Annotated in this window: 14 protein-coding genes and 1 pseudogene; 7 read left to right on the forward strand and 8 right to left on the reverse strand. The window is 37.0% G+C overall.

The window, feature by feature from the left end; translation table 11 throughout:
* Positions 1–185 precede the first annotated feature (185 nt).
* Positions 186–1,139: a 1,4-dihydroxy-2-naphthoate polyprenyltransferase gene (locus AB3X49_RS03880; protein ID WP_367960594.1), complete on the forward strand. Its 954-nt coding sequence runs from the start codon at positions 186–188 to the stop codon at positions 1,137–1,139.
* A 124-nt stretch (positions 1,140–1,263) separates the two neighbouring features.
* The gene (locus AB3X49_RS03885) at positions 1,264–2,004 is read left to right on the forward strand and encodes a yteA family sporulation protein (RefSeq protein ID WP_367960596.1); all 741 of its coding nucleotides are present in this window, start codon (positions 1,264–1,266) and stop codon (positions 2,002–2,004) included.
* A 43-nt stretch (positions 2,005–2,047) separates the two neighbouring features.
* Here the strand turns inward: AB3X49_RS03885 and cspD are convergent, their stop codons facing one another.
* The gene (cspD, locus tag AB3X49_RS03890) at positions 2,048–2,248 is read right to left on the reverse strand and encodes a cold-shock protein CspD (protein WP_001193051.1); all 201 of its coding nucleotides are present in this window, start codon (positions 2,246–2,248) and stop codon (positions 2,048–2,050) included.
* Between the two features lie 321 nt (positions 2,249–2,569).
* On the opposite strand from cspD, the gene AB3X49_RS03895 reads away from it, so the two are divergent.
* A complete protein-coding gene (locus tag AB3X49_RS03895) occupies positions 2,570–3,352 on the forward strand; it encodes a TIGR00266 family protein (RefSeq protein ID WP_341087182.1) in 783 nt (260 codons plus the stop codon).
* A gap of 23 nt (positions 3,353–3,375) precedes the next feature.
* Here AB3X49_RS03895 and AB3X49_RS03900 read toward each other — a convergent pair.
* Positions 3,376–3,489 (reverse strand): annotated as a pseudogene (locus tag AB3X49_RS03900) (MerR family transcriptional regulator); the annotation flags it as partial.
* Between the two features lie 203 nt (positions 3,490–3,692).
* On the opposite strand from AB3X49_RS03900, the gene AB3X49_RS03905 reads away from it, so the two are divergent.
* Positions 3,693–4,415, forward strand: a complete 723-nt coding sequence (locus AB3X49_RS03905; protein WP_044443797.1) for a lipase family protein — start codon at positions 3,693–3,695, stop codon at positions 4,413–4,415.
* Positions 4,416–4,492: 77 nt separating this feature from the next.
* Positions 4,493–4,627 carry a hypothetical protein gene (locus AB3X49_RS03910; protein WP_002015803.1) on the forward strand — a complete coding sequence of 45 codons (135 nt, stop codon included), beginning with the start codon at positions 4,493–4,495 and terminating at the stop codon, positions 4,625–4,627.
* A 155-nt stretch (positions 4,628–4,782) separates the two neighbouring features.
* On the opposite strand, the gene glgP is transcribed toward AB3X49_RS03910, so the two are convergent.
* The 5 genes from glgP to glgB form a co-directional block, all read right to left on the reverse strand.
* Positions 4,783–7,191 carry a glycogen phosphorylase gene (gene glgP, locus AB3X49_RS03915; protein WP_367960599.1) on the reverse strand — a complete coding sequence of 803 codons (2,409 nt, stop codon included), beginning with the start codon at positions 7,189–7,191 and terminating at the stop codon, positions 4,783–4,785.
* Between the two features lie 18 nt (positions 7,192–7,209).
* Entirely contained in the window at positions 7,210–8,640 is a 1,431-nt protein-coding gene (gene glgA / locus AB3X49_RS03920; protein WP_367960601.1) for a glycogen synthase GlgA, read from the reverse strand.
* A 113-nt stretch (positions 8,641–8,753) separates the two neighbouring features.
* Positions 8,754–9,788: a glucose-1-phosphate adenylyltransferase subunit GlgD gene (glgD, locus tag AB3X49_RS03925; protein ID WP_002015798.1), complete on the reverse strand. Its 1,035-nt coding sequence runs from the start codon at positions 9,786–9,788 to the stop codon at positions 8,754–8,756.
* A gap of 18 nt (positions 9,789–9,806) precedes the next feature.
* Entirely contained in the window at positions 9,807–10,937 is a 1,131-nt protein-coding gene (glgC, locus tag AB3X49_RS03930) for a glucose-1-phosphate adenylyltransferase (protein WP_000057600.1), read from the reverse strand.
* Complete coding sequence (glgB, locus tag AB3X49_RS03935; protein ID WP_215590307.1) at positions 10,885–12,822, reverse strand: 1,4-alpha-glucan branching protein GlgB; 1,938 nt, start codon at positions 12,820–12,822, stop codon at positions 10,885–10,887. Before glgB ends, glgC begins: the two co-directional genes overlap by 53 nt.
* A 472-nt stretch (positions 12,823–13,294) precedes the next feature.
* On the opposite strand from glgB, the gene AB3X49_RS03940 reads away from it, so the two are divergent.
* Together AB3X49_RS03940 and AB3X49_RS03945 are read left to right on the forward strand one after the other, a co-directional pair.
* Positions 13,295–13,900, forward strand: coding sequence for a TasA family protein (locus AB3X49_RS03940; RefSeq protein ID WP_367960604.1), 606 nt, complete (start codon positions 13,295–13,297; stop codon positions 13,898–13,900).
* A gap of 47 nt (positions 13,901–13,947) precedes the next feature.
* Complete coding sequence (locus tag AB3X49_RS03945) at positions 13,948–18,171, forward strand: S8 family serine peptidase (protein WP_367960606.1); 4,224 nt, start codon at positions 13,948–13,950, stop codon at positions 18,169–18,171.
* Positions 18,172–18,343: 172 nt separating this feature from the next.
* Here AB3X49_RS03945 and AB3X49_RS03950 read toward each other — a convergent pair whose 3' ends face one another.
* Positions 18,344–19,288 (reverse strand): L-lactate dehydrogenase, encoded by a 945-nt coding sequence (locus AB3X49_RS03950; protein ID WP_137058340.1) that lies wholly within the window; start codon positions 19,286–19,288, stop codon positions 18,344–18,346.
* Positions 19,289–19,803: the final 515 nt, after the last annotated feature.

Here is a 19,803-nt window from a genome sequence, read left to right on the forward strand (position 1 = left end):
CCCCCCTATGGGCGAAAAATAGTCATAATTACGCTTGATTTTAAGATACACCTCAAAGGAAAGGCCTGTCAACGTTTAGCATTTCTGAGAAATTCACCTTCTCTTCCTAGAAAATAAACGTTGACACTAAATGATGCTTTTTCTACACTTAATTGTGTACAATATGTGACCAAGGAGGATTCAACATGGAAATGAACGTCGAAACGAATTCCTCTCCTACGGCGCCAAAGCCAAGTAAACAAACAGGCTGGCGAATTTGGTGGAGTTTATTACGTCCCCATACATTAACAGCAGCTTTCGTTCCTGTTTTCATCGGAACAGCTTTTGCAATGCAGGTCGGAGGTATAAATCAAATACATCTTCCTCTTTTCTTTATGATGCTTCTTGCTTGCCTTCTCATTCAAGCAGCAACGAACATGTTTAATGAATACTTTGATTATAAAAGAGGACTCGATCATGAAGGTTCAGTTGGAATCGGAGGTGCTATCGTCCGCGATGGCATTAAACCAAAAACCGTGCTTAACTTAGCATTCGGATTTTTAGGCATCGCAACGCTATTAGGTGTTTATATTTGTATGAACTCTAGCTGGTGGCTTGCTGCAATCGGTCTTGTTTGTATGGCCGTAGCTTACCTTTACACTGGTGGCCCCATTCCAATTGCGTACACACCATTTGGAGAGCTAACAGCAGGATTATTTATGGGTGTCATTATTATTGGTATTTCATTCTTTATCCAAACAGGGACAGTAACATCAGAAGTGATTTTATTATCTATTCCAAGCTCCATTTTAATTGGTGCAATTTTACTATCTAACAATATTCGTGATTTAGATGGTGATAAAGAAAATGGTCGTAAAACGTTAGCAATTCTCGTCGGACGCGAAAGAGCCGTTGGTGTACTTGCTTCTATGTTTATCGTTGCCTACATTTGGACAATCGCTTTAATCATCGTTAACATCGTATCACCATGGATGCTTATCGTATTCTTAAGTGTACCGAAAGCATTTAAAGCGACGAAAGGATTTATCGGCAAAAGCATTCCAATGGAAATGGTACCTGCGATGATTTCAACAGCAAAAACAAATACAATTTTCGGTCTCCTAATGGGAATCGGATTATTGCTTGGATACTTCCTATAGAAAGGAGCTGCTTATGCGGCTCCTTTTTTCATATACCGACTTCCCGGCTGAAATTCATCTCATAATTCCTACTCTCAACGCTCATACTATGTAAAGAAACTGAATTGTAGGAAGGTGGACGACTATGTTAACTCCACAACAAATAAATCAATTTAAATCTATTCTAGAAAAACAACAGCAAGAAGTTGAACAAACGATACAAACTCATGAAGATGAAAACCGTGCATCTGAACGTGATTCAGTAGGAGAATTGTCTAGCTATGACAACCATCCAGGTGATATGGCTACAGAATTGTACGAACGTGAGAAAGATTTCGGACTCATCGAATTTTGGCATAAACAGTTAGAAGATACGAAACATGCTCTGCAAAAAATTGAAGCTGGTACGTACGGAATTTGCGAAGTGTCTGGTGAGGAAATTCCATTTGAAAGATTAGAAGCAATGCCAACTGCTACAACGTGTATTCAGCACACTACAAATAAATTAGATATGAAGGCGCGCCCAGTTGAAGAAGAGGTGCTAGATTCTTCGTTTCACAAGCACGACGAAGATCATTCTGTAGAGTACGATGCTGAAGATGCTTGGCAAGACGTCGCAAATTACGGAACATCAGAAACACCATCCGATTTAGAAAGACAGGATTCAAAAAACTATAATGGCATGTACGTAAATAGTGAAGAAAATGTTGGGTATGTAGAGGATTTCGAAAACTTTATTGGAACAGATATGTATGGAAAAAACCCACAAGTTTTCGCAACAGAAGAACATGAAGAATATGAAGAATATGAACAATTGCTTGATGACTTTGAAGAACGCACCTTTAAAGGTGAATTATCTTCAGATGAGTCTGGTTCTAAAGCATAAAAAAAGCATTCCGAAATTCGGAATGCTTTTTTTCGCTAGCTAATTAGTTTTTTGTAACGTTAGCTGCTTGTGGTCCGCGGTTTCCATCAACGATTTCGAAAGAAACTTCTTGACCTTCTTCTAAAGTTTTGAAGCCGTCGCCTTGAATAGCTGAGAAATGTACGAATACGTCTTCTCCGCCTTCAACTTCGATGAAGCCAAAACCTTTTTCGCCGTTAAACCATTTAACTTTACCTGTTTGCATGTCATGTACCTCCTAAATAAAAATGAAACTATGAATCCACATGAAAAGGTGGATATAAAGGACATGAATGTATAACAAGCTTACAGCCTTTAATACAACGTGCTTTATTTCCGTACCACATTATGTAGCTCAATAGTGTTCTCACTATATCATGCTATATCAAAAACGTCAAATGAGAACACTTTCGTCCCATCGTTTTTTATAATCCTAGTATAACCTTAAATTCTCATTCTATTTTTATTCAAAAATTAACAAAACTACAGTATTCTAATTCCTTTGATTTCTGTACAATATAATTACTACATATGATGAGGTGAAAAAATGCAAGCACATGAAATCGAGTATAAATTATATGGCGATGATATGCAGTTTGTTGAAATTGAATTGGATCCAGAAGAAAGCGTTGTCGCAGAGGCTGGCGCAATGATGATGATGGAAGATCATATCGAAATGGAAACGATTTTCGGTGATGGTTCTGGACCATCTAATGGTCTATTCGGTAAATTAATGGGCGCAGGTAAACGTCTCGTTACGGGTGAAAGTATGTTTATGACTGTATTTACAAATACAGGTCATGGCAAACGACACGTATCATTCGCCGCTCCTTATCCTGGAAAAATTATTCCTGTTGATTTAACAGAATATCAAGGAAAAGTAGTCTGCCAAAAAGATGCATTTCTTTGTGCCGCAAAAGGTGTTTCTATCGGAATTGAGTTTACTAAAAAAATAGGAACTGGTTTCTTCGGTGGTGAAGGTTTCATCATGCAGAAACTTGAAGGTGATGGTCTAGCTTTCATGCATGCAGGCGGAACTGTATATAAGCGCGAATTAAAACCTGGCGAGAAACTTCGCATTGATACAGGTTGTCTCGTTGCAATGACGAAAGATGTTAACTACGATGTTCAATTCGTTGGAAAAGTAAAAACAGCTCTATTTGGCGGCGAAGGTTTATTCTTCGCAACGCTAGAAGGTCCTGGAACGGTTTGGATTCAGTCCTTAACACTTAGCCGCTTAGCAGCACGTCTTACAAGCCCAGCAGCTCAAAGCAGCGGTGAAGGCAGCGTTTTAGGCGGACTTGGTCGTTTATTAGATGGAAAAGAGTAAGAAGTGCCCTTATAGGGCATTTTTTATTTAGGTGGACTATACAAACCATTTTGGATCATAAAGTATTTCATCGCTTCATTAAGCCACGCCTCTTCTTCTTCCGTATAAGGAGAAGGCATCATATTATTATATTGTTCGTATTGATATACCTGTTCTCTTTGAAAACTCACCAATTGAATAGCCTTCCTTTTTGCTCATCCTATACTCCTCCTAACAATATGTTTACAAAAATCATACTCCCTCACGTAACTGTAGGTTCAAGCCTTTTTTCAAAAAAGAATGAATCAAGTCCCTCACTGCATATATTGAACTATACCTTTTCTTAAGGAGGGCTTGCTTGATGCGTACTCCTTTATCCTTTGATAAAGATACTGCCATATTGTTAGCATCTTGTTGTGAGTTAACGTATGAACAATATAAACAAAATGGGATTTTTGAAATACCTGATGGATTCCAATATGTACAAGGCTTTCAAGGAAAAGCGATTCAAACGATGGAATGGTTTGGGTTCATATTAGAATCTGAAGATACGATTATTGTAGCTTTTAGGGGCACACAAACAGATACAGATTGGATTATCGATTCACTCGTCAACCAAAGACCATACCCATACGCTTTAAATAGCGGAAATGTTCATAACGGTTTTCTTTCAATTTATGAATCTTGCCGGGATTCTATTATGGATATGCTCGTGTCATTACCAGCCCATAAGAAACTTCTTGCAACAGGCCATAGCTTAGGCGGCGCGCTCGCCACACTACATATACTCGATGCGCGTATCAACACCGCCTTCGCACAGTACGGTCTTTATACATTTGCCTCTCCCAAAGTGGGCGATATTGCATTTCGTAATTATTATAAACTACAAGTAGCTAGTAGCTTTCGCTTTGTTAATTTATTTGATGTCGTTCCTCTTCTCCCTCCGCGCAATGTCCATTTTAATGAACAAGACTGGGAATATGCACATGTTCATCACAACATGACTTTTACAAAAAACACAAAATCTATTACAAATAATCATGCCATGACAACATACAAAACATGTCTGACTTCTCATTTTTAACCAGTAAACAATTGGAAATTAAATATCCTTATACTATAATAATATATGAAATTATTTTTTGGATGAGGGGACCTTACATGCTAAAATTTATCTTTGCACTTTTTCTCATTGTAATTTTTACGTTTACGGGTTTCTTTACATTTTCATACTTTGCGACTGGAGAATATGGTGGAACAGGTATCATGTATACTGCCATCCCATTTCTTTCTTAAGCAAAAACGGAAAAACGAGCTTAATGAGATTAAGCTCGTTTTTTAGCAATTATATTCCTCTTTTAAAAGTGAATACACTTTAGCGTCCCTATACGTATTATTCATTTTTACACTTTGTCTCCATGAATAAAAGTCCCTTCAAAAGGGACTTTCACTTAATACTGTGTAACCGCATTACCAATACTCCAAATCTCATTACTATACTGTAAAATCGTTCGATCACTCGCAAAATGACCAGACTGTGCAATATTTAAAATCGACATTTCTAGCCACTTCGTTCGGTTTTCATACGCTCTACCAACAGCTTCTTGCCTTTCCGCATATGGACCAAAATCTCGCAAAACGAAGTATTCATCATTTTGAATTACAAGTGAATCATAAATCGCTTCAAATTCAGCTCCCGACTGTGCAAAGAAACCATTCGTTAACTGATCTACTACTTTTTTAATATGCATATTGTGGTGATAATAATCACTTGCACGATATCCACCATTTTGATAGTAATGAAGAACCTCTTCCGCTGTTAAGCCAAAAATGAAACAGTTATCATCACCGACCCGGTCTTTTATTTCAACATTAGCTCCGTCTAACGTTCCGAGTGTAATCGCACCATTCATCATAAATTTCATATTCCCTGTTCCTGATGCTTCTTTACTCGCAGTTGAAATTTGCTCACTCACATCCGCAGCTGGGAATATATCTTCCGCTAAAGACACTCGATAGTTTTCTAGAAAGATAACTTTCATATATTGGCTTACGTACGGATCATTATTTACTTTCCTTGCGAGTTCATTGATTAATTTAATAATTTTTTTCGCATAGTAATAGCCAGGTGATGCTTTCGCTCCAAAGATAAAAGTACGCGGATAAAATGTAAAACTAGCATCCTCTTTCAAACGGTTATACAAATATAAAATATGAAGAACGTTTAATAGTTGTCGTTTGTAAGCATGTAGTCTTTTTACTTGCACATCAAAAATAGAATTAGGATCAATTGTAATCCCCATTTTATTATGAATACGCTCCGCTAAAATAATCTTACGCTCTTGTTTTACCCCTGCAAGCTTTTCTTGAAAACTAGTATCATGTATGAAGTTTTGCAGTGCTTGCAGCTTAATTGGCTCTTTCTTCCATTCTTCTCCAATCGCTTCCGAAATAAGACTCGTCAGCTGTGGATTCGCCTTCATTAACCAACGTCTATGAGCGATTCCATTCGTTTTATTATTAAACTTATCTGGATAAAACTCATAAAACAATCGCATTTCACGTTGCTTTAAAATTTCCGTATGAATTTTTGCTACACCATTTACGCTATGGCTACCGACAATTGCTAAATGAGCCATTTTCACAAGATCATGCGCAATAATCGCCATCTCTTCAATACGATGCCATTCATATGGATAACGTTCCCAAAGTTCATGACAGAAACGTTCATTAATCTCTTCAATAATCATATAAATTCTCGGTAATAACGGTTTAAAAATGTGAATTGGCCACTTCTCAAGCGCTTCTGATAACGTCGTATGATTCGTATAAGAAATCGTTTGTGTCGTTATGTGCCAAGCTTCTTCCCATGCTAGTTTTTCTTCATCTAATAAAATACGCATTAGTTCTGGAATCGCCAAAACTGGATGTGTATCATTAATATGAATCGCGATTTTCTCATGTAATTGACGAAGGTCACCATATCTTTCTCTATGCATACGAACGATATTTTGCAAACTTGCTGATACGAGGAAATACTGTTGCTTCAAACGAAGTATTTTCCCCTCATCATGCGTATCATCTGGATATAAAAACTCCGATACAGCCTCTGTTTCACGCTTATATTTCAAAATATCTTTGCAATTTTGCGGGAAAGGAACTGGTTCAGCATTCCAAAGTCTGAGTGTATTTACAGTACTCGTCTCATAACCTACTACTGGAACGTCATATGGTACTGCCATAATCACTTCTGCATTCGTATGCCTGAACTCTAAACGCCCATCAATGTATAGCGGTTCAACATTGCCGAAATAACTTACTTCTACAGCTTGATCATGCCTTCTTACTTCCCATACGTTTTCATGAAGAAGCCACTGTTCTGGAAATTCAACTTGATAACCATCAACAATTTTTTGATCAAATAAGCCGTGTTTGTAACGAATTCCACAGCCATGACCTGGTAAGTTTAAAGATGCAAGTGAATCAAGGAAACAGGCTGCTAATCGTCCAAGTCCACCATTTCCAAGACCTGCATCTGCTTCCACCTCTTCTAATTGTTGCAAAGAAATCCCAAGCTCAGAAAGTCCTTGCTCACATACATCCCTGATGCCTAAATTTAATATGTTACTTCCAAGCAAACGCCCAAGTAAAAACTCAATGGATAAGTAATACATTTGCTTTTGCTCTCCAGACCGATAACTTTCGTTCGTTGCAATCCATTGACTATTCATATACTCACGTACCATGTACCCAAGCGTATTGTATTGATCACGAGTTGTAGAGTCTTTAAAACTTTTACCATACATCGTCTCTAACTTTTCTAGAAAAGCTGATTTGAAACTTTCAACATGAGTAAACATTTCTTCACCACCTACATGTTATTCCATGAGACTTTTATACAATTTCTTATAGGCAAGAGCTGATTTCTCCCAGCTATAATCTTCAGTCATCGCTTGTTTTACAAGCTGCTCCCATACCGGTTTATCATGATAAAATTCAATCGCACGAAGAACCGTGTGCAACATGTCATGCGCATTAAAGTTCGTGAAACTGAAACCATTTCCTTCTCCAGTTTCTTCGTCATAAGATTGTACAGTATCATTTAATCCGCCTGTCTCTCTTACAATCGGAATTGTACCGTACGCTAGTGCGATAAGTTGTCCAAGTCCACACGGTTCAAATAGTGATGGCATTAAGAATAAATCACTTCCCGCATACACTTGGTGGGCTAGTTCTTCATTAAATCCGATATACACTTTTATCTTCTCAGGATACTCGTATGCCATCCACTCAAAGAATTGTTCATATTCAGAATCACCTGATCCTAAAATAATACATTGCACATCTTCCTCCATTATTTCGCGGAATACAGTACGTACTAAATCAAGACCTTTTTGCTTCGTTAATCTCGTTACCATCGAAATAATTGGTGTATCTTCTTTTTCTGGCAAACCAAAATAACGCTGCAAGGCGCGTTTATTTTCATTCTTTTCCTCTAATGACTCTGCATCATACTGAGCAGTAATATACGAATCTGTTTCTGGATTATATACGCTCGTATCAATTCCATTTACGATGCCGCTAAGCTTACCATTATTTTTTCGTAACAACCCATCTAACTTCTCACCGAAAAACTCATATTGAATTTCCTCTTTGTATGTCGGGCTAACTGCTGTAATTTGATCAGAAGCGATAATTCCGCCCTTCATAAAGTTCACATTTCCATAAAACTCTAGCTGCTCACTATGAAAATATTCATCACCAAGTTCTAACAAGTCGTACATCACTTCAGGAGGAAATACACCTTGGAACTGCAAATTATGAATCGTATACACCGTTTTAATATGCTCATATAATGGATTATCTTGATACTTTTCACGCAGTAAGAAATTCACCATAGCTGTATGCCAATCGTGGCTATGAAGAACATCCACTTCGAAATCAAGATGCGGAATACACTCTAAAACTGCTTTCGAAAAATAAGAAAAACGCTCTCCGTCATCATAATGACCATATAGAGAATCTCTCTTAAAATAATATTCATTATCTATTAAGTAATACGTAATCCCGTCTTGCTCACCTTTTAAAATTCCGCAATATTGATTTCTCCACCCAAGCGGGACGTTAATTACTTTATGTAACGTACATCCATCCCTTAATTTTTGCGGAATAAGACTATAATTTGGAAGTATAATGCGAACGTCCACGCCTAATTTTTTTAGCTCTTTTGGGAGCGCACCTGCTACATCAGCTAATCCTCCCGATTTAACAAATGGTACACATTCTGATACTGCAAATAAAATATTCACTTGTTGTCCCACTGCACGAAAAGCTTATACGACTTCCCTTGCAGCTTCCTCCCTTCGAGTTTTCATTTGAATGAATGCTTTAATCAGTGGAGGAAAAACCCCCACTGATTCTTTTAAGAATAACTATTAATCGTACTGTTTTGAATGCTTCCTTTTTCTACAACATATGGCTCATCGGCGTTTCCTTTTAGTACAACACCGTCACCAATTTTCACGTCTTTATCAATAATAACACCGTCTATTATGCAATTATCTCCAATTTGGCTCTTTTGCATAATAATACTATTACGAACAATTGAACCTTTTCCAATTTTAACAGAACGGGAGACAACACTATTTTCTACTTCTCCCTCAATAATACTGCCGTTTGCAATCATCGTATTTTTCACTACTGCACCCTTCATATAACGAGTTGGTGGCTCATCTTTTACTTTCGTAAAGATTGGTGCTTCTTTCTTAAATAATTGCTTCCAAATAGAAGGCTGCAAAATTTCTAGGCTATGTTTATAGTAACTTTCAATAGAATCAATAATAGCTACATATCCTGTATGTTCGTACGTAGTAATATGCAGTGATTTCCCGCTCTTTTCTCTCACTACATCAAATAAACTGTATTGCTCCACATCTTTATATGTCTCAAATAAGTCTAGCAATAATTGTTTCTTTAACACATATGTTTGAAGCGAAACCCCTTCATGACAAACTTCAGTAATATCTGCAGACGTGTGTATATGTCGCTCTAACACCGCTTGAAAGTTTAACGCTGTTACAAGATGGCTATTCGTAATAACAACATATTCTTCTCTGCTTCTTAGAAAATAATCAATATGTCTTCTAAAATGTGCAAAAGATCCAAATTCGTCATGATCACATTGGCAGTTCGGTGGGAATAAAAACAGTCCATCACGCTTTCTATCTAAATCCCACTGTTTTCCTGAACCGACATGATCCATTAAAGAACGATTTTTATGACTTGTAAAAACCGCCACGCTATGAATATTAGAATTCACCATATTTGAAAGCATGAAATCAATGAGGCGATAACGGCCTCCAAACGGTAACGCCGCTAATGAACGATGCCCTGTTACTTTCTTTAAGGAAGGAAAACTTCCCGTTGCATTAATAATTCCTAACATTTTTTCTCCCATTCATTTCATCCCCCTTTTCTATTTTCCTTCAGCAATTAGTACTACATCATCAACATTTTTTTCTGGACGAATTATTGTCCCATCTTCAATAACCATTTCCGATCCAACGATCGCTCTTTCAATCACAACGTTTTTACCAATCTTTGCCCCCGGCATAACGACAGAATCGATTACCATACTACCTTCTTCCACCGTCACTCCTTGGAATAAAACAGAATGCTTCACGTCCCCTTCAATGACGCACCCTTCATTAATAAGTGACTCTTCTACTTTTGCCTGTTCTGCAATATATTGAGGCGGCTCGTTTGGATTTACAGAATAAATGCGCCAATTACGATCGTTCAAGTTCAACGATGTTTCATCGCGAAGTAAATCCATATTCGCTTCCCATAAGCTTTTCACCGTTCCAACATCTTTCCAATATCCTTCAAATGGATACGCCATCAGCTTCTTCCCTTCATCTAACAAGAGCGGAAGTACATCTTTTCCGAAGTCATTACTAGATTCAGGGTTTCTTGCATCCATCTCTAAATATTCTTTTAAAATAGCCCAGTTAAAAATATAAATTCCCATTGATGCAAGATTACTTCTTGGAAATTGCGGTTTCTCCTCAAATTCAACAACTTCCATCTCTTCATTTGTATTCATGATGCCAAAGCGACTTGCTTCATCCCACGGCACTTCAATAACAGAAATCGAAACGTCCGCTTCTTTCTCAATATGGTAATCTAGCATTTTGCTGTAATCCATTTTATAAATATGATCGCCTGATAAAATAAGGACATATTCTGGTTCATACTGACTTAAATAGTTTAAGTTTTGATAAATAGCACTTGCCGTACCTGTATACCACTTCACACCTGAAGACTCCGCATAAGGAGGTAACACAGTGACTCCACCGTTTACACGATCAAGATCCCAAGCATTTCCGATTCCAATATAATTATGAAGTTCTAACGGTTGATATTGTGTTAAAATCCCCACCGTTTCAATACCGGAGTTTGCACAGTTACTTAACGTAAAATCAATAATGCGATATTTACCACCAAATGGAACAGCTGGCTTGGCTAAATTTTTTGTTAATGCACTTAAACGACTACCTTTTCCCCCTGCTAGTAACATTGCTACGCACTTTTGTTTTTGAGCCATCTTGTTTTTTGCTCCCCTTTCTCGTCTTCACTGGTCGTAATATGGATACGCCAAATGGTGGAATTGTAATTTCTACATGTGCCGCTTGATTATGATATGGCTCTAGAATCGTCTTGAGACGTTTCTTATTCACTTGCCCCGATCCGCCATATTGCGCCGAGTCACTGTTTAAAATTTCGTTATAGTACTCGAAATCCGGTACACCTACTTTATAGTTTTCATATGTAGCTTTCGTAAAATTACATACGACAACTAACGCATCTTCCTGCTTATCCCCTTGGCGGATAAACGAGAAAATACTTTGCTCATTATTATTAGCATCAATCCACTGAAATCCTTCAGGCGAGTGATCTAACTGCCAAAGTGGTTTTGAGCGCTTATACAATGCTATGAGCTCTTTAAAGTAATCATGCATATTACGATGCATTTCAAAATCATGTAAATTCCAATCTAAATCTTCAAGGTCTTTCCACTCATCAAATTGCCCGAATTCTCCACCCATAAAGAGTAATTTCTTACCTGGATGAGTAAAGAAATATCCATATAATAAACGAAGCTGAGCAAACTTATCCCAGTAATCTCCCGGCATTTTATTTAATAACGACTTTTTCCCATGAACGACTTCATCATGAGAAAGCGGCAATATGAAGTTTTCAGAGTGAGCATATATTAAAGAGAATGTCATTTTCTCATGAATGTATTTCCGGTACTCTGGCGCACATTCCATATATTTCAGCACGTCATTCATCCAACCCATATTCCATTTATAATTGAATCCAAGTCCACCCTCGTATGTTGGAGCTGTTACAAGTGGCCAAGCTGTTGAATCTTCCGCTGTCATAAGAAACTCTTCATCTTCTGCAAACACGGCTTCATTTAACTCTCGTAAGAAAGAAACAGCATGTTCATTGCTTTGCTCTTTTCCTTCTTTATTCCAGTACAGCATATTCGCAACTGCATCTACCCTGAAACCATCAATATGGAAGTACCTCATCCAAAATAACGCATTTGAAATTAAGAAATTACGTACTTCTCTCTTCCCTAAATCAAAATTAACAGTTCCCCATACAAGGTTTTCTTGTACGTCTCTATCTTTATATTCATAAGTCGGTGTCCCATCAAACAAATATAAACCGTGAGCATCTTTACAAAAATGCCCCGGCACCCAATCTAAAATGACACCGATTCCATATTTATGACATTCATCGACAAAATACATCAAATCATGTGGCGTGCCGAATCTACTTGTCGCTGCATAATATCCTGTTCCTTGATATCCCCAAGAACGGTCATAGGGATGCTCAACAAGCGGCATAATTTCAATATGTGTAAATTGATGTTCCACCACATACGGAATGAGCTCCTCGGCCATTTCTCTGTAAGAATACAGAGCGCCATCCTCTTTCTTTTTCCAAGAACCGAAATGTAATTCATAAACTGTCATCGCTTCTTTATAAATCGATTTTTTCTTTCTCTTACGAATCCAGTTTTTATCATTCCATTCATATCCCTCTATATCAAAAACTACAGATGCCGTATTTGGTCTTACTTCTGCATATACTGCATAAGGATCCGCTTTTAAAATAACGTCACCATCCATCGTTTCAATCGCATACTTATATATATCATTCTCTTCAATATGCGGTGCAAACAAGGACCAAATCCCCTCTTCTGTCACTTGTAGCATCTTATGTTGCTCATAATCCCATTCATTAAAATCTCCAACAACACTCATTGCTTTCGCATGAGGAGCCCATACTGTGAATCGTACACCTCGCATCCCATCTTCCGTCACAATATGTGCCCCAAAGATGTTATAACTGTCATAGTACTTTTCTGTATGAAACTCATCTCGTTTCACTTCTTCACAATTTATTACATCCAATATGTTCACCTCACTAAGATGACAGAAATTTTAAACACTTTAACTATTTCTGCAAAAAACTGAAATATCCTTGTTGTTTTTAAAAAAACATTCGTTTTTTTCTTAAATTTCACTTAAAATATTCACATTTATCGTGTAAAATATCGAATTTTGACGAATATTCATTGCAAGCGCTTCACTTCCTACTAGTCTTTCATCCTATTATTTATTTCTCAACCTTTATTTCATTAGATTGATCCTATTTTACCCGCTATTTATCACTTAACATCGCAACAAAATAATCTGTCATAAAAAAATGTTTCTCAACATTTTTTGTCACAATTTTATTGAAATGGAAAATTCATAAGCATATACTCGTTCTCAATAAAGAACTACGAACTCTCGCAAATATAATTCATACTGAAACACTATGTTTACTCTATCCATGCTCCAGGCGAAAGTTTGATAAAAAATTAAATTAGGGGGCTTTCTTATGCCATTAAAACAAAAGGTTGGAATGGGAGTTGTCACAGCTTCACTTGGCTTATCCCTTACATTCGGCGGTGTATTCGCCTATTTCAGTGATTCTGAAACATCTAGTAACTCATTTCAAGCTGGTACACTAGATCTTTCTATTAACCCAAGTGTAATTATTAATGTGAAAGATTTAAAACCAGGTGATTTGATTGAAAGAAACTTCAAGCTTGAAAATAAAGGGACATTGGATATTGCAAAAGTAGCACTTGAAACATCCTATGAAGTTACAGATGCAAAGCAAAATAATGATGGTGAAGATTTAGGCGATCACATCATCGTCAAATTTTTAGTGAATGATGGAAAGCCATCTAATCCAAACGATGATCATGAAATTTTGTGGGAAACAAAACTATCAGAATTAAAAACTATGAAACCGGAGGATGTAGCTACTTCTCTAGAACGTCATAACTTAATAGATGGTATTAAATCTGGTGACACAGATTATTTACACGTTCTCTTCTCATTTGAAGATAATGACCAAGATCAAAATAAGTTTCAAGGTGATTCTTTACAACTAAGCTGGACATTCAATGCAGAACAAACAAAAGGTGAAGAGAAATAACCCTATTTTTTCTCTATTAAAAAATACAAATTATCGGAGGCTTATAAATGAAAAAGAAAAATCGTTTTGTTACGGGAATTGTAACGGCTGGCGTTCTATTTTCAACAGCTCTTCCTTTCAATGTTCTTGCTGAAAGCCCTATTAACCAACTTGACTTATCAAATGCTCATTCTTTACTATCAAAACTTTCAAAAGAAGAGCGCCTGGCATTACAAACGTTAGATGCCAATCCTGGCTTTACTATTTCACCAGATATTAATACGAGTAGTTCTGAACCAGTAAATATCATTGTAGAGTTTCAAACTGCACCAGTAAAAATTAACGAATTGAAACAAAAAGCAAAAGGATTGCAGGCTGCTCCTGAAAATATAAAAGCACGTATTAATCAAGAGCATGAAGAATTCCAAGAAGGATTAAAACGCCTTCACCAATTCAGCCCATCAGTGAAATCAGGAAATTTCCAGTCTGTACAAATTAAACGCTCTTATAAACATGCGATGAATGGCGTGGCGATGACATTACCAGCTAATACAGTTGAAGAACTGTTGCGAATTGGCGTCGTAAAACGTATTTGGAAAGATTACGAAGTGAAATTAAATTTACCGAAACAAGCTGAGCAAAAAGCACCTCAAAAACTAACAGATAGCATTCCGCAAATCGGGGTAGATAAGTTACATAGCGAGGGCATTACCGGAAAAGGCATTAAAGTTGGTGTATTAGATACGGGTATTGATTACAATCACCCTGACTTAAAAGACGTGTATAAAGGCTATCGCGCAAAACCGGGTGAAGATTCTAGTAAGATGGACCCAAACTCCGTAAAAGGTTGGGACTTTATTAATAACGATGCAGATCCGATGGAAACAACTTATACAGAGTGGCAACAATCTGGCGCTCCTGAATTTGATGCTCGTGGTTCTTCCTTCTACACTGCGCATGGTACTCACGTAGCAGGTATCGTTTCTGCTCAAAAGAAAAACAAATCAGATTCAGCAGTAAAAGGTGTTGCACCTGACATTGAACTGTATAACTATCGTGTACTCGGTCCGTACGGTAGCGGAGATAGTTCAGGTATTATCGCTGCAATCGATAAATCTATTTCTGACGGTATGAACGTCATTAACTTATCGTTAGGTGACGATAGCAACAATCCACTTGATCCAACATCTATCGCTGTAAACAACGCGATGCTTTCTGGTGTTGTTACAGTCGTTGCTGCTGGTAACTCAGGACCAAATCCAGCGACACTCGGATCACCAGGTGCTTCTCCATTTGCTATTACGGTTGGAGCAAGCGATAGCTCTATTTCCTTACCGAAACTATCAGGTCATGCTGGACAGTTACAATTTTCTAATTTCATTTTATTCGGAAAAAATTTCACTGATAAAATAGAAGATTTCAAAGGACAAACTTTACCTATTGAATCTGTAGGAATCGGTACGCCTGACGAGTTTAGTAAAAAAGATGTAAAAGGAAAAATCGCTCTCGTTGCACGTGATACACTCTCCTTTGATGAAAAAATTGCGAACGCAAAACAAGCAGGTGCAAAAGCCGTTATTATTTATAACAACGTGGATGGAGAAATTCCTTTCTACGTTGGCGAAAGTACAAAATACATTCCCGCATTCCGCCTAACGAAAGAAGACGGCGAAAAACTAAAAGCTCAAATCGAACAAGGCAAAACATCCTTAACTTTCGATGAGATTAATTACATTCAAACAGAAGGCGATCATCTTGCAGACTTTAGCTCACGCGGCCCTGTTATATCAAATGATGATATTAAACCAGATATTACAGCACCTGGTGTTGCTGTACTTTCAACAGTCCCTGAATATATTAACGATCCACAAGAAGGGGAAAATTATGATGTTTCCTATGAGCGCATGCAAGGAACTTCAATGGCTTCCCCTCACATCGCTGGTGTGGCTGCACTTATTTTACAAGAGCATCCAGAATACACTCCATTTGATGTGAAAGCTTCCCTCATGAATACTGCTGATGATTTAAAAGAGAAGTATTCCGTATATGAAGTTGGAGCTGGACGAGTAGATGCTTACAACTCCGTTCATACTGAAACGAGTTTTAAAGTGTTAGATACAACAAAAACAATAGTTAATGATGAAGTGATTGAAGTACCAGAAGAAACTGGATCCATTGCATTCGGGAAGTACTATCAAAAAGATGGGGAATCAATTGAACAAAAACGAAAAATTAAAATTGAAAATCGCAATAAACAGGAGAAAAAAGAATTTAAAACAGAAATTTCTTATACACCAGCATCTTCCACTATTAACGATGCTACCGCAAGCGGTGTAAAAGTTTCTACTTCTGAAACAATAACAATTGATGCTGGAAAAGCAGATGAAATCGAAGCGAAAATCCATGTCCCAGCAGGTGCAAAGCAGGGCCGATATGAAGGATATATTCATATTACGAACACGAAAAATAAAGAAGAAACATATCAAATCCCGTTCTCTATTCGTGTATCAGAACCGGGTATTGAAAACGCCTTATTATCTAGAAAAACTATTTCAACTGATACATCTAAATTTAACCCTTACCGTGAGCCATATATTCATGGTGCATTCCAGCTAAATAGCGAACTTGAAACGCTAGACCTTATCGTTAAAGACTCAAAAACAAATAAAGCACTCGGTTTCGTTGGAACATTGAATACAAGCGGACTAAAAACTGATGTTTATTACTACTTAGATTCATTCTTTAACGGAAAAGTGTATCCTTTTACAAATGATCCTGCAAAACCAATCGGTGATGAGAAAATCGACTTACCAGAAGGTGATTACACAATTGAATTTGTTGGCTACGATAAATCTGGAAAAGCACGTGTGAAAGGTGATTATGTCGTAATTGATAATACACCACCAGAAGTGAAATTAACTGGATTACAGCCTGGTATTTATGAATTAAATGAAGAAAACTACACAGTAGAAGACGGTAAAAAAGCACTATGGATTAAAGGAAATGTATATGATTCTAACGTTGACTACTTAAGAGGAAAAGGATTAAACATTACGCAAGAAGCGAACGGTGTTATGTACTATGATTATTCTCCATACTTGCACAAGTTTTTACCTATTAATGAAAATGGTGACTTTAAAGTTGGTATTACACCTGATTCATTTAAAACTGAAGGTCCAATGAACACAGGCGTATACATTTTCGATTATGCAACTGCAGGCCCCGACTATCCAAGCGGTGTAAATAACTATTGGTTTATCCCGCAAGGTGCTCAATATGCAAAAGCTAGTTATGATAAAAAAGAATTATATAAAAATGATGAATTCACTGTGACACTAGATGCTAAACATGTGAAACAATTTGTATCTGGAGAATTTAACGTGAAATTTTTAGAGAAAAACTTTAAATTCTCACACGCTAAATTAAATCCTACTTTTGAAAAATTAGCTGCCGAAAAAGGCGTGAAAACAAAACTAAATGAAATAAAATTAGAAGAGGGATCTGTTACGGTGGGCGGAGCTATCGATGATAAAAACTTCGCTGGATTAGACGGTGATTTCCCATTCATCGATGTAACTTTCAAAGTAGAAAATGATGAATTTTATCAAGCAAATGCTCAATTAGATTTACCAATGTTCGTTTACTGGAAACAAGGTGAAACAGAACCAAATGGAATGCGCATACTACAAGATCAAACATTCTCAGTTATGTCCTTAAATTCACTAGTAGAAGGTAATATTAAGCCTGGTGCATTCTTAAATGAACGTGGATATTTAGATGAAAAATTCGATTATACGAAACTTGGCGTAAAAGTATATGCAACTGATTCTTACCGTCATAAGTTTGAAGGCTCACTTGATAAATACGGTTACTTCAAATTGAATGGACTTCCTGTTAATAAACGTGATTATAACTTATACGTGGAGGTTCCAGGACATTTAACAAGCCGACTAACTACAAAACTAGGTACTGAAAAAGATGGTAAACTACTTGGTCAATATTATTATGCACGACCTGACGAAAACCTTGCTGGCGATGTAAATGGTGATAAAGTAATTGATATTAAAGATGCTGAAATTATCGCTAGCAACTATGGTAAAAAAGGACTATCTGTGAAAGACGGCGACCTTAACAAAGATGGCATTGTCGACGAAAAAGATATTCGTTTCGTTGAAAAGAACTTCTTGAAAAAAGGACCGGATGCATCTAAATCACAAACACCTGTTGAAAAATCAAAAAGCGGTACACTGGCAGATATTTTAAAGAAATTAGGATTAACACCTAAAAAATAATAATAAAGAGCACTCTATATAAAGTAGAGTGCTCTTTTCTATAAACGACCCTTATCCAGCAAAAGGGGTATATTGGGGATATACAAGGGAAACCGGAAAAGGAATTTATATTAAATTATATAAAAACTCAGAGGTAGGAAGCAGTTTCCCGCCTCTGAATTATTAGCAGTTATTATAGTACTGGTGCCATTGTTTCTTTTAATACTTTTACAGAATGAGCGAACTTCACTTTTTCTTCTTCGTTTAATTCAAGTTCTACGATTTCACGTACACCTTCGCGGTTAATAACAGCTGGAACACCTACGAAAGCATCTTTCTCACCATATTGACCTTCAAGGTATGCCGATACAGTTAATACGCTGTTCTCGTTGCTTAAGATCGCTTTAGTTACACGAAGTAGTGACATACCGATTCCGTAGTAAGTTGCGCCTTTACGCTCAATAATGTGGTAAGCTGCATCGCGTACATTTTCAAAGATTTTATCTAAATCTTCTTGGTTATACTGTTCGTTGTTCGCTAAGATTGTTTCTAGTTTTTGTACACCTACAGTAGCGTGGCTCCATACTGGAAGTTCAGTGTCACCGTGCTCACCAACGATGTAAGCATGAACGTTACGTGGATCTACATCTAAGTAGTCACCTAACATGTAACGGAAACGAGCAGAGTCTAAAGTAGTACCAGAACCGATTACGCGCTCTTTCGGTAAACCAGATTCTTTCCAAGTTACGTAAGTTAAAATATCAACTGGGTTAGTTGCGATTAAGAAGATTCCATCGAATCCGCTATCCATAATACCGCGAACGATTTGTTTAAAGATCTTTGTATTTTTCTCAACTAAGTCTAAACGAGTTTCGCCTGGCTTTTGTGGTAATCCAGCAGTGATAACTACTAAATCTGCATCTTTACAATCTGCATAGCTACCGCTCCAAACTTTTGTTGGTGCTGGAGAGAATGGTACCGCATGGCTTAAGTCCATTGCTTCTCCTTCTGCTTTTGCTTCATTAACATCTACTAGTACGAATTCTTCAGCTACACCTTGGTTGATCATTGAGTAAGCGTAACTACAACCTACAGCTCCTGTTCCTACTAATACTACGCGATTGATACCTTTTTTCATGTTAATTTCCCCTTTCACTTGTTTACATCTATTTTTTATTATTGTTTAAGTAATTAATTAAAATACTAATTTAATGTTGTTTAACTTCTTTACATACATATTGTAGCACGGATTATTGTGAATTCCTTCACAAATTATGACCTATTTGTGAACTTTTTCACATAAAGTGTAAAGTTGTTAGAATGCGGGTGAAATCCATCTCAATGGAGGCGTTTTCTTTAGATTGTGAAAGGTTTTTTCTTAAAGTTTTCTTGGTAAGTGAAATTATATCGAACACAACTTTGGTTATATCGACGTTTCGACAAGGATAGCACCATAAAGAAGCTGTCTCCAATAGATTACCTATTTAGAGACAGCTTCTTCTATCTATATATGTTATCTAAAGCAGACTACTAAAAGTCCGCTTTAGATAACATATATACAACAAAAAAGAGATAGCAGATTATGCTATCTCTTTTAGTATGACCCGTACGGGATTCGAACCCGTGTTACCGCCGTGAAAGGGCGGTGTCTTA

The organism is Bacillus sp. C30 (assembly GCF_040838255.1).
Lineage (GTDB): Bacteria > Bacillota > Bacilli > Bacillales > Bacillaceae_G > Bacillus_A > Bacillus_A mycoides.